This window comes from Bacillus sp. 5w2 (assembly GCF_054353775.1).
Window position 1 is genome coordinate 502,695 of the sequence record NZ_JBTIWT010000002.1, and the last position, 12,985, is coordinate 515,679.

General features: G+C 33.5%; 16 protein-coding genes and 1 pseudogene. 10 read left to right on the plus strand and 7 right to left on the minus strand.

Annotation, left to right across the window (positions count from 1 at the left end; all coding sequences use genetic code 11):
• Positions 1-123: 123 nt before the first annotated feature.
• From ACXY7N_RS06890 to ACXY7N_RS06905, 4 genes are all read left to right on the plus strand, one after another.
• A complete protein-coding gene (locus ACXY7N_RS06890) occupies positions 124-702 on the plus strand; it encodes a YdcF family protein (RefSeq protein ID WP_488592339.1) in 579 nt (192 codons plus the stop codon).
• 147 nt (positions 703-849) lie between these two features.
• A complete protein-coding gene (locus tag ACXY7N_RS06895) occupies positions 850-1,167 on the plus strand; it encodes a magnetosome magnetite crystal formation protein family (RefSeq protein WP_016134047.1) in 318 nt (105 codons plus the stop codon).
• Between the two features lie 213 nt (positions 1,168-1,380).
• Positions 1,381-2,115: an oxygen-insensitive NADPH nitroreductase gene (gene nfsA, locus ACXY7N_RS06900; RefSeq protein ID WP_098405160.1), complete on the plus strand. Its 735-nt coding sequence runs from the start codon at positions 1,381-1,383 to the stop codon at positions 2,113-2,115.
• Between the two features lie 87 nt (positions 2,116-2,202).
• Positions 2,203-2,787, plus strand: coding sequence for a type 1 glutamine amidotransferase family protein (locus ACXY7N_RS06905; protein ID WP_016134049.1), 585 nt, complete (start codon positions 2,203-2,205; stop codon positions 2,785-2,787).
• Between the two features lie 208 nt (positions 2,788-2,995).
• Here ACXY7N_RS06905 and ACXY7N_RS06910 read toward each other — a convergent pair whose 3' ends face one another.
• The 6 genes from ACXY7N_RS06910 to ACXY7N_RS06935 all read right to left on the minus strand — a co-directional run bounded on the left by ACXY7N_RS06910 (position 2,996) and on the right by ACXY7N_RS06935 (position 7,722).
• Positions 2,996-3,712 (minus strand): sulfite exporter TauE/SafE family protein, encoded by a 717-nt coding sequence (locus ACXY7N_RS06910; RefSeq protein WP_488592351.1) that lies wholly within the window; start codon positions 3,710-3,712, stop codon positions 2,996-2,998.
• A gap of 219 nt (positions 3,713-3,931) precedes the next feature.
• On the minus strand, positions 3,932-5,152 hold the full coding sequence (locus ACXY7N_RS06915) for an MFS transporter (RefSeq protein ID WP_488592340.1): 1,221 nt from the start codon (positions 5,150-5,152) through the stop codon (positions 3,932-3,934).
• 19 nt (positions 5,153-5,171) lie between these two features.
• Positions 5,172-5,621 (minus strand): ArsR/SmtB family transcription factor, encoded by a 450-nt coding sequence (locus ACXY7N_RS06920; RefSeq protein WP_488592341.1) that lies wholly within the window; start codon positions 5,619-5,621, stop codon positions 5,172-5,174.
• A 128-nt stretch (positions 5,622-5,749) separates the two neighbouring features.
• Entirely contained in the window at positions 5,750-6,964 is a 1,215-nt protein-coding gene (locus ACXY7N_RS06925; RefSeq protein WP_488592342.1) for an MFS transporter, read from the minus strand.
• A 5-nt stretch (positions 6,965-6,969) separates the two neighbouring features.
• The gene (locus tag ACXY7N_RS06930) at positions 6,970-7,437 is read right to left on the minus strand and encodes a VOC family protein (protein ID WP_071743561.1); all 468 of its coding nucleotides are present in this window, start codon (positions 7,435-7,437) and stop codon (positions 6,970-6,972) included.
• Positions 7,438-7,602: 165 nt separating this feature from the next.
• A complete protein-coding gene (locus tag ACXY7N_RS06935) occupies positions 7,603-7,722 on the minus strand; it encodes a YjcZ family sporulation protein (RefSeq protein WP_000120179.1) in 120 nt (39 codons plus the stop codon).
• A gap of 239 nt (positions 7,723-7,961) precedes the next feature.
• On the opposite strand from ACXY7N_RS06935, the gene ACXY7N_RS06940 reads away from it, so the two are divergent.
• A complete protein-coding gene (locus ACXY7N_RS06940; protein WP_071743560.1) occupies positions 7,962-8,180 on the plus strand; it encodes an aspartyl-phosphate phosphatase Spo0E family protein in 219 nt (72 codons plus the stop codon).
• 49 nt (positions 8,181-8,229) lie between these two features.
• A complete protein-coding gene (gene hfq / locus ACXY7N_RS06945; RefSeq protein WP_071743559.1) occupies positions 8,230-8,418 on the plus strand; it encodes an RNA chaperone Hfq in 189 nt (62 codons plus the stop codon).
• A 27-nt stretch (positions 8,419-8,445) separates the two neighbouring features.
• Here hfq and ACXY7N_RS06950 read toward each other — a convergent pair whose 3' ends face one another.
• On the minus strand, positions 8,446-9,048 hold the full coding sequence (locus tag ACXY7N_RS06950; RefSeq protein ID WP_088083532.1) for an HD domain-containing protein: 603 nt from the start codon (positions 9,046-9,048) through the stop codon (positions 8,446-8,448).
• Between the two features lie 172 nt (positions 9,049-9,220).
• Between ACXY7N_RS06950 and ACXY7N_RS06955 the strand changes: the two genes are divergently transcribed.
• The 4 genes and pseudogenes from ACXY7N_RS06955 to ACXY7N_RS06970 form a co-directional block, all read left to right on the plus strand.
• Positions 9,221-10,054, plus strand: coding sequence for a flagellar motor protein MotP (locus ACXY7N_RS06955; protein ID WP_016134058.1), 834 nt, complete (start codon positions 9,221-9,223; stop codon positions 10,052-10,054).
• 22 nt (positions 10,055-10,076) lie between these two features.
• Complete coding sequence (locus ACXY7N_RS06960; protein WP_016134059.1) at positions 10,077-10,754, plus strand: OmpA family protein; 678 nt, start codon at positions 10,077-10,079, stop codon at positions 10,752-10,754.
• Between the two features lie 150 nt (positions 10,755-10,904).
• Positions 10,905-11,273, plus strand: coding sequence for a response regulator (locus ACXY7N_RS06965; protein ID WP_000940570.1), 369 nt, complete (start codon positions 10,905-10,907; stop codon positions 11,271-11,273).
• A 129-nt stretch (positions 11,274-11,402) separates the two neighbouring features.
• Positions 11,403-12,962, plus strand: a pseudogene (locus ACXY7N_RS06970) (Hpt domain-containing protein); the annotation flags it as partial.
• Between the last annotated feature and the right edge of the window lie 23 nt (positions 12,963-12,985).

Sequence of the window (12,985 nt, forward strand, 5' to 3'; positions counted from 1 at the left end):
CCCGAAAGGAAAATAAATATTACTTTCTAGAGGATAAATTAGGGTGAATTGGAATTTGTCTGTATACAAACAAATAAATGGATATTATGATGAAAGAAACAAAAAACATAGGAGTATATGGATATGAGAAAGAAGAAAATAATTAAATATATTATAGGATTTATAATGGTTTGCGCTGTTTATGTGGGATTTTTACAATATAACATTTATAAGCATGGGCAAATGAATGCGGCCTATGATGCTGATTATATAATTGTATTAGGATCGAAAGTAAATGGGACGGAACCATCGTATTCCTTGCAATATCGTATTGATAAAGCAGCTGAGTATTTAAAATCACATGAGAGAACAATTGCTATTGTGTCTGGAGGGAAAGGAAAAGGAGAAGATATTTCAGAAGCAGTAGCAATGAAAAATGGTTTAATGAAACTAAAAATTGCAGAAAATCGCATAGTAATGGAAGATAAGTCAACGAGTACAGATGAAAATATTAAATTCTCAAAACCTTTAATTCCGGACAATATGAAAAAAGGAATGATCGTAACAAACGATTTCCATATGTTTAGAGCGAAAAAAATAGCAGCCAAACAAGGTTTACAATTAGAAGGTCTTCCGGCCAAAACACCGACGCGAATTGTCATTCCATCAAATATACGAGAGTATTTAGCCATTACGCAATATTGGTTTATGAATCGAATATAGAGAAAAAATCCCGTTTGGAAGTCCAGACGGGATTTTTTTGGAGGGAAATCTTACAAATATGTCATGTTCATGAAAGGTAAAGCGATAGTTTCTAGAATGGATTCCTGACATAATGAAGATAACAAAAATTATTTAGAGGTGAATCGGATGAAAGGAAATAATATATTATCTTCACTATGTTACTTTAGTATCTTTTTTGCACCATTTTTACTACCAATTATCGTGTACTTCGTTGCGGAGGATGAAGTGAAATACCACGCGAAAAAAGCATTTTGGTCACATATTTTCCCATATGCAATCTTATTTGGTGGATTAGCATTATCAGGCATATATGGTTTAAGCTTCAATCAATCTGATGGTGCTGGAATTGGCATGATGATCACATATGCTGTATTCATTCTTGTAGGGATTTATTACTTCATTTGGAATATCGTAAAAGGTATTAAAGTTTTGAAAACGGCGTAATAAGACCAGAAATAATTTGCTGTAAATATGTCGGTATTTGTCAGTGAAGTCGATATTCCTTGTCGAATCGTCAATATAATTTCATTTATCGTACTAATAAATGATTTAAAAAAGAGCAATTCAAAAAGAATTGCTCTTTTTGTGCTTATAAGTTGTGAATATTGAAAAAGATATGTTAATTTTTCATTATGAAGAGAAAAAGGAGTGATTTTCATGAATGAGATCATACATAAAATGAAGCAACACGTTTCAGTTCGTAAATATAAAGAACAATCCATTCCGAAAGATGTAGTAGAAAGAATGGTGCAAGCTGCACAGCATGCGGCTTCCTCGCATTTTGTACAAGCCTATTCTGTTATATATGTAACAGATCCAGACTTAAAGGCTGAACTAGCAGAGTTATCTGGAAATCGTCACGTGAAAGACTGCGCAGCATTCTTTGTTTGTTGTGCAGATTTAAAACGACTTGAAATGGCATGTGAAAAACATGGTACAGAGATAAAGCATGAAGGAGTAGAAGACTTTATCGTAGCAACGGTAGACGCTTCACTATTTGCGCAAAACTTAGCGTTAGTAGCAGAATCGTTAGGGTACGGTATTTGTTATATTGGTGGCATTCGTAATAACCCGAGGGAAGTGAGTGAATTGCTTCATTTACCGGATAAAGTATATCCTGTGTTTGGAATGACAGTCGGTGTACCAGATGAAGATCATGGAGTGAAACCACGTTTACCAGTAGCAGCAATCCTTCATGAAAATGGATATGATGAAAAGAAATATGATGAATTATTAAATGAATACGATGAAACGATGAACTCGTATTACAAAGAAAGATCAGCAAACAAGAAAAGCATAACATGGACGGAATCAATGAGTTCGTTTATGTCTAAAGAAAAAAGAATGCATATGAAAGAGTTTTTAAGTGAAAAAGGATTTAATAAGAAATGAGTAAAAAGGCAGACCTGCATACGGGTTTGCCCTTTTTTGGAGGAGAAAAGTGATTGTCTTCGAATAAGTATAGGGGGAGGGGATAATATGAAAAAAGCTTTAATCTTTTTATTTGATGGGTTTGCAGAATTTGAAGTGAATATAGCGAGTTTATTTTTGATAAGTAAGGAATTTGAAATAATAACAGCAACTGTAGACGGAAAAACAGTGACAGGAGAAGGTGGTTTTTTGTGTCAACCACATGTCTCTATCGAGCAGGTTGAAGTAGCAGACTATGAAGTGTTTATTGTGCCAGGAGGGCATATTTTTGACCATTTAGAAAATGAACAATTGTTATCTATCGTGAACGAATTACATAAGCAGAATAAATGGATAGCGGGTATTTGTGCAGGAACATCTTTACTACATGCAGCAGGCGTACTTAATAAGAAGAAATTCTCAACATCATTAACATCAGATGAAAAACAATTAGCGCATTTACATGAATGGGAATATAAACAAAATAAAGATGTAACTGTTGATGGAAAAATAATAACAGCTGTAGGGTCTGCGTACGTTGAATTTGCTACTGAAATAATGAAGCAGCTTAATTTATTTAATGACACTGAAGCGAAGGAGAACTTGCAATACTTTAAAAATGTAACAGAGCTTTGTGATGAAACGTTAGTATAAGTGAATAATTAAATTGTTAATACCTAAGTTCAGAATGTGGATACCACTTTCTGAACTTAGGTATTTTATTTATGATTTTGTATCTCTAAAATATGTTTTTTATTTTTGATGTGCAATCTTCCACCGCACTGAAAAATATAGTAATAAATTCGTTTGAATTTATATGTTATTACAAAATCTAAAGCATCTTGTATTTTGAAAAACTTACTTATAATAAATACAAACTTTCAATAAGAAGATACATACCCGTGCAACTCAAAAGGATATATGTGAATATTTTGAAAATCTGTTGATTAAGCCATTTGAAAATAATTTGACCTATAAACAAACCTAAAAATACGATTGGAATAGCATAAAAACTTGATTGCCAAATTGTTTTGTTTGTGCCAGTAAAGAGTATTTGAGTTAGTAGACTAATGAAATATATAAATAGATAAAAAGCTAAAGTAGTTGCTCTCAACTTCTCTTTTTTCGTATCAGTTCCTGTAAAGTAAAGTAACAGGGGTGGTCCTGGCATACCGATACTTGTCGTTAAAAGACCGGATAATCCGCCCACTAAGAAATCTCTAGATTTTGTTGATGTAATCTTAAAGTTGCATATTAACATCAACGTTAATAGTAAGAGTAGGATACTGATTGCTAATTTAAAAGTGTTGATGTTAATGGAAATGAAAATGAAAATACCAAAAGGAACACCAAGTATACTTCCGAAAATGAATCTTTTCAGTAGAATACAATCAATGTCCATTCTTATTTTCCAAATGAGTGATATAGAAATAATTAACGATAAAATGATATTTATTTGTATAGCTTCTTGTGGTAGAAATACCATGAGTAAGAAAGGTGTTGCCATAATAGAAAAGCCAAAACCTGTGCTTGTTTGTAAAATAGAAGCTACTAATATAATACATATGAAAATGAATATAGTATTTAAAAAAGCCCTCCTACATAATTAAATCTAATACATATTTTAACATAAGGTGAAACTTTAATCAGTGGGAGGGCATCCCCACTGATTATTAAACCACATCAAGCGGACCTTTACTGGCAGCCCGCCCTCGCCTAGCTTCTTTGCTTTCGCGGGGATCTTACTGCTCTTTAATACGGGAAAAAAGCGGCAAAATAGCCGCTTTTTATCTTGCAGTTAATATTCTAGTGATGAACCTGTAGCTTTAAAATATTTTTCTCGTGAAGGCGTCATTACCCGGATTGCTAATAAACAGGAAAGGAAAAGAATGAGTAATGAGCTACTTATTACAGTAATTTGAACGGAAAGAAATTGTGCGGATGCCCCAATTGCCAAAACGAAAAAAATTTGAATGAAATTTTTTATGGAATCAAACACGCTATCGATACGTCCTATCATATGTACAGGGATGTTATTTTGATAAAATGTTATAAAGCCAGTACCAGCAAATGATGAAGAAATGCCAAGTAAAATGAAACCGCTCGCTGCGACGATAAATGAATTTGAAAAGGCGAAAATTACATAGCCTATTGCTGTGAAAATCATCCCTAACCCGATACAATGTTGAATTGGTAATCGTTTGGCAAAGAGAGAGACAAGAAATGAACCGGAAACGTAAGCAGCTCCAGTTATACTCACAAGCATACTGTATTCTATATCGGATAAAAACAGTACTTGATTTGTGAAAACAACTTCTTGTGAATCGAGTGCCATAGAAACAAGCATAGTCGCTTGAAATAAAACGAATATGAGAATAATGTAAGTTTCAGTTCGAGCAAATGAAAAAACTTGTTTCAAATCACTTCGTAATGTTTGTACGAAAGTATTTGCAACCTCTTCGTTTTGCTTTGTTTGTAATGTAATGTTTGGTAAGAAATAAATGAGAATAGTAGAAAGTAGAAATGAAAGTGAGTTGCAGTAAATAACAAAGGATGTAGAGTACGTGGTGAGAAGTATTCCAGCAAGAGCTGGACCGACAATAAAAGCCCCGCTTGTACAAAAGTTATTCCAAGCGTTGAATTGAGCGCGTTCTTCAGCTCGTATGAGCATTGTTTTATAAGAAAATGAAGCTGGATCGAAAAATGATGTAGCAATGCGAGTCAAAAAGATAAAAATATAAATGGCCCAAATAGAATCAAATAGTGGAATACAGCCGATGAGAGCTGCTCGAATTATATCTGTGATGAGCATAATGGACCGTTTGTTTAATCGATCTACTATACTACCAGACCATATTTTTGTAACAACGGTGGCAATTGGGCCAACAATCCATAGTCCTGCTACAGCAGCAGGTGAGTTTGTGCTATTTAATACCATTAAGTTTAGAGCGATGAGATACATAAAATCACCTAAACGAGAAATTCCTGTTCCCGACAATAATAATAATTTATTTTTCATGAACAAATGGCCCTTTCTTTCATTGTTTTTTAATCCTGCAGGAAATAGCGTATTCCTCTTCAGAGTTTGATTGACGAGCGGTTTTGTTTTCCCAGCGTAATAAAACTTGTGTAATCTCCCAAGTAAGCTGTTGTAATTCCTCCGGAGTTAAAAATAAATGAGAAACAATATGACTACCTGTATTCGTTCCTTCTGTGCCGCTTTCTTCAATATAGAAATGAGCAGCTTTTGCTTTATAATATTTTTCAATAATTCCTCGTTTTTCCTTCGTGTCTACTAATTCAAGTAACCCTCCATCATATAAAATTTGAACGTGATAATGTACGCTACCAGCAGATTTGTTTAGTTTAGTAGCTACTTGCTTTGTAGTGAGTGCTTCGTCTTTTAAAAGGTGAAGAATTTGAATGCGAGTTGCATTGGAAATAAGCTTCTGCTGCTCAGCTGAAATAGTAAGTCTATCGTCAAACATTATGCTATCCCCTTTCTTATAATCTAAATTTATTGTACATTCTAAAAAATTAGAACGTAAGGAAAATAAATCGTCTTTTTTCTTTATATTTCGACATAAATAAAAATAGCATGTACATAAACATGCTATTAAGTGGAGGTAGATTCTTCATTAAATTCCCCGCGATAAAATAAAAACAGCCATATAAAACTAACAAAAATACAACATATAGCTAGAAAACTACCAATAATTTGAGGAGAAAGGATTTCTAATAGCCCTCCTGTAATGAACGTAGATAACTGTATAAGAGAACCGTAAATTGAGTAATGAAATGAAAAAACTTTACCAATCATATTTTCGTGCGTGTAGGTTTGAAGTAATGTCGTATCCAGTGGAACGATGATTCCTCCTGCTATGCGCATACAGAATAGAGTAATGATACCGATAATAAGTTGATCGGACAAAATGAATCCGAGAAAGAAAATTCCTTGTAGGAAATAGGCCCAACCGAATGCTTTTTTCATTTTTTCTTTATTATGAGACATATAAAGATTAACGAGGAGGCTTCCCATCATAAGCCCAGCCCCTTGAACCGTATATAAAATTCCGATATTGGCGTGGAAAGTTTTTGCGGCATAGATCGTTAGAAGTAGCTGATAAGCACCTCCGATAATGCCCCATGAAATGCCGACAAGAATTAATGTTAAAATGATTTTCGTTTGTAATATGTATGTATAACCATCTTTTATATCAGTAAAAAATGCTTTTTTCTTGTTACAAGTATCATGAGAAGGGACGCTCATATTATTAATAAAATAGGCTGAAATAAAGTATGACAGGCTGTTGATTAAAAAAGCGAACTCAATATGTAAAGATTGTGCAATGATCCCGCCTAAAGAAGCTCCCATAATAGACATAAAACCATTCATTGTACTAGAAAGAGAGTTAGCGGTTACGAAATGATTTTGTTGTACGATATTTTTTAAGGTTGCTTGTTTAGCTGGTTCAAATAAACAAGAAAGTACGGATAAACATATATTGGAAATGAAAATAATCTCAATTTTATATAGTGCAAATAAGTAAGTGAGGACGATCATGCCTCGTAAAATATCGGTGAAAATCAGAATCTTCTTTTTAGAAAAACGATCTACAACTCCGCCTATGAAAGGGCTAAGAAGTAGCTGTGGTAAACCTTTACTTATAAAGGTGAGTGCAATCATAAACGGAGATTCCGTTATGCTATAGACGAATGTTAATAAAGCTACAGTATGAAACCAATCTCCAAGTACACTTAACGTTTGCCCGTAAAATAGTTTATTGAAGTTTTTATTTGTTTTTAGAAGTGTGGAATAAGAAACTGACATAAAATTTAATCTTTATGTAATGATGATGCTTGAACTTGTTTTTTCCACTCGCTTAAGTACACTTTCTCCGCTGTAGGAAGTCCAACAGGTAATTGTGCAATCAATTCTAAACTATTTCCGTCAGGATCGTTAAAGTATACGGCGGCATGTGCTAATTCTGGAAAAACAATCGGTTCAATTGGTTCCATTCCGAAATCTTTTCGTGCTGAAATGCCTTTTTGATTTAGCCAATGAATCGCATTTTCTAAATCATGTAAGCTTACTTGAAAGGCGATGTGTCGTAAAGAGGGATGATAATTAACTTTGTATTCTTTGCCTTCCCAAAGGCCGAGCCAACTTTCATTTTCTTTAATCCAAAAGAAAGCAATATCATCTCCTCTTTTATATAATTTCAGTCCAAGTGATTCATAAAAAGATATTGATATCTCTAAGTTACTGACAGGTAAATGTGCTTCGTAAAGACCTTTAATCATTGTAATCCTCCTTAGTAAAATATTTCTTATTTCATAGTAAACGTTTTTTTATTAGTTGAAATCACAAAAAAGAGGGATATCACTTCATACGAAAGTATGAAAAAACAGCTCAAACATGAGCTGTTTTCGTATAGTTTTTCGTTCATTTGTTAAGGATAGGATATATTAGTATCCGTATCCGCCGCCACCCCAGCAGCTACATCCGATGATGATTAGAAGGATGAATAGTACGATAAGCAAAGCAAATCCACCGCCGAAACCAGCGCAACTTCCACCATAGCTCATATGTTTTCCTCCTTTTGAGTAAGTTAATCTATATAATTCATGGACTACTATATACAGTATGTTTTTTGTATGGAAAAGGAGCCAGTCTCTTTTGTAATTAGACAAACGCCTGTATGGTCATTTTGATTGTATATTGTGCTAGGGATATGTGAAGAAATTGTTATATATTTTGCGATTTGTTCATAAAAAAATATAAAAATTGTAAAAAAAGCCATTTTTATATTTTTTTATGAGAAGATTTGTACTATAATTTTACAAGTAATATTATGGGAAAAGGGAGTTTTAGTAAAGAGATGGAGATGGGAAAATTACACAATAAAATAGAAAACAAAAAGAAAGAGCTAATCCAACTTGTTGCTAGACATGGATTGGAACATGATAAAGTTTTGTTATTTAGCCGAGATTTAGATATACTTATTAATAAGTTTATGAATGTAAAAGATAAATTACATAAATAATTTGTAGTTTTTTATATTAGGATATTTTGCGAAAAGGAGAGAAAATTATTTGGAACATTTACAAGAAGAGCTATATAAACAAATAAAAGAAGAAAAAGGTATTGTTACAGTTTTTTTAAAGAGTGGCGTTAGAATAGTAGGAGAAGTTGTTGCGATAGACAAATTTACCGTTTTAATGTTAGTTGATGGAAAACAACAACTTATTTACAAGCAGGCTGTATCAACAATAATGAAATAAGACACTCATATTGAGTGTCTTATTTCATTATTGCTTGCAAGCTTCAACGTCAATGCCGGCAGCTAGTAATTTCTTTTCTCCATCTTGCTCGATGAGTTTTTGTAATTTAGATAGGAAAGAATCAAAGTTTGTATGCTTTGCTACTTGGAATGTCATTTTATGCTCAATTGGTAGCCACGTATCAATATCAGCTTCGTTATGCTGAATTTTCACCTCAAGTTTATCAAGTGCGTTAGCAACTTTTGCTTCGTACGTTTCTTTCGCTTCAAACTCCATCCATAAATCATATAATTCCTCACCGAGAGAACCTTTTAATGTGCGTTTAATATTTAAAATTGCTTCTTGCTCATTTATTTGTTTTTGTAATTGTAATTCATGACTATTCATTGTATCAAAAGCAGGAATATCACCAGCTTCTGCCTCGACTAGGTCGTGAATAATAACCATTTTAAGTAATTTTTCAACATTGACTTTTTGATCCAAATAAGGCTCAACTAAAATGGCCATTAGAGACATGCGCCACGTATGTTCAGCAACGCTTTCTTGACGTCCGTTAGAAAGCCAGCTATGCCGCATTTCATATTTTAGTTTTTCTGCTAGTGCAATGACTTGTAAAATGTTATGTTCCATCGTGATCCTCCTCATATTTCTATACTGTAATTCTAATATGGAAATAAAATGTGTCAATTCTATGAGTATATTGCGATAAATAGATGATAAGCGTATAATACATATTATATGTGAAAACGCATTATTAAAATAAAAAAATGTTTTATAAAAATGAAAAGGGAAGGGCAGGAATATGGGAGACGAAAATCAAGGATTAGCTAGACCACAAAGAAGAAAAAGGAAGTTTGACATTTCTAGCCCAGTTGGCATTATAGTAGGTTTTGCTATAGTGATAGCGGCAATTATGATTGGTGGCGGTGGAATAAAAGCTTTTAAAAACTTTTTAGATGTTTCATCTATTTTAATTGTCATAGGGGGAACCACAGCGACAATTGTTGTGGCATATCGATTTGGAGAAATAAAAAAATATACGAAAAGTATTTTTACTGTTTTACATAGAAGAGAAGCAGATTTAGAACAGTTAACGGATTTGTTTGTTGATTTTTCGAAAAAGTCTAAAAAACATGGCCTGCTTTCTTTAGAAGTTGATGGAGAGCAAGTAGACAATCCTTTTATTCAAAAAGGAATTCGATTAATGTTAAGTGGTTACGATGAAGATGAATTAAAAGAAGTGTTAATGAAAGATGTTGAAACGGAAGTGTATGAGTTAAGAAAAGGGGCAGCATTACTAGATAAAATTGGCGATTTCGCTCCAGCTTGGGGCATGATAGGGACTTTAATCGGTCTTATCATTATGCTTCAAAACTTGCAAGACACATCGCAAATTGGTACAGGGATGGCAGTTGCGATGTTAACGACATTGTATGGGTCAGTACTTGCAAATATGATTGCAATCCCTCTTGCTGAAAAAGTGTATCGTGGTATTGAAGATTTATATACAGAGAAGAAGTTTGTTATTGAAGCAATTTCAGAATTATATCGCGGTCAAATTCCTTCTAAATTAAAGTTGAAACTCGATACATATGTATACGAAACAAAGATAAAAAAAGTAAAACGAGCAGCCTAATATTTCAAGGAGTGGTATGGTTATGATGCAACGACCGCAAAAGGGATCGCCTCGTTGGATGACGACTTTTACAGATTTAACGATGTTATTATTAACTTTCTTTGTATTACTAGTTGCTACATCAAAGCAGGATGCAGTAAAATTGTCACAGATGCTTGAAAAGTTTAGTGACGTGGAGCAAGTAGATGCAAAAGTAATGGAAAATACAATACCAGATATTTCACATGAAAAAAATGATGAAAAAATGGTCTCTAAAAAGAGAATGGACGAATTATATAAAAAGTTAAAAGCATATGTAGATAATAACGGTATTAGTCAAGTGAATGTATATCGAGAGGATACGGGAGTAAGCGTCGTTATAGTAGATAATTTAATATTTGATACGGGTGACGCGAACGTTAAACCAGAAGCGAAAGAGATAATAAGTCAATTAGTTGGGTTTTTCCAATCAGTACCAAATCCGATTGTTGTTGAAGGGCATACAGATAGTAGGCCTATTCATAATGACAAATTCCCTTCTAACTGGGAGCTGTCTTCAGCAAGAGCAGCAAATATGATTCACCACTTAATCGAAGTGTATAATGTGGATGATAAAAGGCTAGCTGCGGTAGGATATGCAGACACAAAGCCAGTTGTACCAAATGATTCACCGCAAAATTGGGAGAAAAACCGTCGCGTTGTCATTTACATAAAAGAATAGTATATTATCATTTTAATAATAAAATAATAAAAATACGAAAATTCTTTTTAAAAAATATTAAATTTTATCATTTTATTTTGTATAATGAGTGAGAATGATAAGATGAAATATTAAGATATACTTATACATAGAAGGAGAGAATTAAAAAGAATGGCACATAAAATTTTAGTTGTAGATGATGCGATGTTTATGCGAACGATGATTAAAAACTTATTAAAAAGTAATTCTGAATTTGAAATTATTGGTGAAGCAGAGAATGGAGTAGAAGCAATTCAGAAGTTTAAAGAACTTCAACCGGATATTGTAACATTAGATATTACTATGCCAGAAATGGACGGACTTGAAGCATTAAAAGAAATTATTAAAATTGATTCAAGTGCAAAAGTTGTTATTTGTTCTGCAATGGGACAACAAGGTATGGTATTAGATGCAATTAAGGGTGGAGCAAAAGACTTTATTGTAAAGCCATTCCAAGCGGATCGAGTAATTGAAGCTTTAACAAAAGTAGCAAACAGCTAATATAGAAGGGGTGCCACAAGGAATCTAAACATTGATAGCGGATATGCGTGTGGCCCCCTTTTTTCTTGTTTTAAAACACTAAATTGTTATACATAAATGAAATGTTTGTTAGACAGGTAGGGGATTAAAATGCAAACAGATCTATTAAATATATTTTTTGAGGAATCAGAAGAACATTTACAATCACTAAATGAAAATGTGCTAACTTTAGAACAAAATCCTGCCGATATGGATGTTGTGGGAGAAATATTCCGCTCAGCCCATACATTCAAAGGTATGTCAGCGAGTATGGAATTTACGGAAATGGCGGATTTAACGCATAAAATGGAAAACGTTTTAGATGAAATTCGTCATGGGAATATAGTTGTAAATGCGGAGATTATTGATGTGATTTTTGAGTGCATTGATAATCTAGAGAAGATGGTTGCAGATGTGCAACAAGGCGGAATGGGCAATATTGATGTAGTTACAACTAAGCAGAAATTAGAAGCATTATTGAATGGCAATGTAGAAAATCCTGTTGGATATATTGAGCAAGAACCTATAAATAATGATGATGCAGTTTCACATGAAGTGCATATAACTGTCGAGCAACAAGCTATTTTAAAAGCGGTACGTGCAATCATGTGTATTGAGGCACTGCAAAATGTAGGGAATGTACAAAAAACAGTTCCAAGTATTGAAGAAATTGAGGCAGATGCTTTCGGTTTTGAGTTCACAGTATTTATGGATACTGATCAAAGTGAAGAAGAATTAAAACAAGTAGTGCTTCATGTTTCTGAAATTGAGAAAGTAGAAGTGAAGCAAGGACATACATCAAAAGAAGTAGTTTCAGAAGAATTGGCTACACAAGAAGTTATACAAGTGGCTACGCAGGTGGAATCAACTAAAGAAATATCGAAGCAACCTGCTAGTGCTACACCAGCTAAAAGTAATGGGAAGACAAAAAGTGGTAAAGTGGAAAATCGTTCCATACGTGTTCAATTAGAAAAAATCGAAAGATTAATGAATATGTTTGAAGAAAGTGTAATTGAACGTGGGCGCATTGATGAATTGGCACAAAGGATTCAAAATAAGGAGTTAATTGAGCATTTAAATCGATTAGGCGATATTTCAAAAGATATTCAAAATGTACTACTAAACATGCGTATGGTACCAATTGAAACGGTCTTCAATCGTTTCCCGCGTATGGTACGTATGTTAGCAAAAGATTTAGGGAAGAAAATCGATTTACAAATTACAGGTGAAGACACCGAAGTTGATAAAATTGTTATTGATGAAATCGGTGATCCACTCGTCCATTTAATTCGTAATGCAATTGATCACGGTGTTGAAACTGTTGAACAACGTCGTGATGCAGGGAAAAATGAGACAGGTACGATTAAATTAGAAGCGTTTCATAGTGGAAATCATGTCGTTATTCAAATTACGGATGATGGAAATGGAATTCATAAAGGGAAAGTATTAGAAAAAGCGATTAAAAATGGTGTTGTAACAGAATCTGAGGCAAATAAATTAACGGATCGTGAAGTATTTGATTTGATTTTCCAACCAGGATTTAGTACAGCTGAAGTTGTATCCGACCTTTCTGGTCGTGGCGTTGGATTAGATGTAGTAAAACATACGATCCATAGTTTAGGTGGACATTTAATTATTGATTCTGAAGAAGGAAAAGGTAGTACATTTAGGAGCTTTTTGGTTAATCGTTACGA

Bases quoted from the DNA above. Each gene is read 5' to 3' on its own strand.
- ACXY7N_RS06905 (WP_016134049.1), top strand. From the start codon at position 2,203: ATGAAAAAAGCTTTAATCTTTTTATTTGATGGGTTTGCAGAATTTGAA.
- ACXY7N_RS06925 (WP_488592342.1), bottom strand. From the start codon at position 6,964: ATGTCAGTTTCTTATTCCACACTTCTAAAAACAAATAAAAACTTCAAT.
- ACXY7N_RS06935 (WP_000120179.1), bottom strand. From the start codon at position 7,722: ATGAGCTATGGTGGAAGTTGCGCTGGTTTCGGCGGTGGATTTGCTTTG.
- ACXY7N_RS06960 (WP_016134059.1), top strand. From the start codon at position 10,077: ATGATGCAACGACCGCAAAAGGGATCGCCTCGTTGGATGACGACTTTT.
- ACXY7N_RS06950 (WP_088083532.1), bottom strand. From the start codon at position 9,048: ATGGAACATAACATTTTACAAGTCATTGCACTAGCAGAAAAACTAAAA.
- ACXY7N_RS06920 (WP_488592341.1), bottom strand. From the start codon at position 5,621: ATGTTTGACGATAGACTTACTATTTCAGCTGAGCAGCAGAAGCTTATT.
- ACXY7N_RS06890 (WP_488592339.1), top strand. From the start codon at position 124: ATGAGAAAGAAGAAAATAATTAAATATATTATAGGATTTATAATGGTT.
- ACXY7N_RS06965 (WP_000940570.1), top strand. From the start codon at position 10,905: ATGGCACATAAAATTTTAGTTGTAGATGATGCGATGTTTATGCGAACG.
- ACXY7N_RS06915 (WP_488592340.1), bottom strand. From the start codon at position 5,152: ATGAAAAATAAATTATTATTATTGTCGGGAACAGGAATTTCTCGTTTA.
- nfsA (WP_098405160.1), top strand. From the start codon at position 1,381: ATGAATGAGATCATACATAAAATGAAGCAACACGTTTCAGTTCGTAAA.
- ACXY7N_RS06955 (WP_016134058.1), top strand. From the start codon at position 9,221: ATGGGAGACGAAAATCAAGGATTAGCTAGACCACAAAGAAGAAAAAGG.
- ACXY7N_RS06930 (WP_071743561.1), bottom strand. From the start codon at position 7,437: ATGATTAAAGGTCTTTACGAAGCACATTTACCTGTCAGTAACTTAGAG.
- ACXY7N_RS06895 (WP_016134047.1), top strand. From the start codon at position 850: ATGAAAGGAAATAATATATTATCTTCACTATGTTACTTTAGTATCTTT.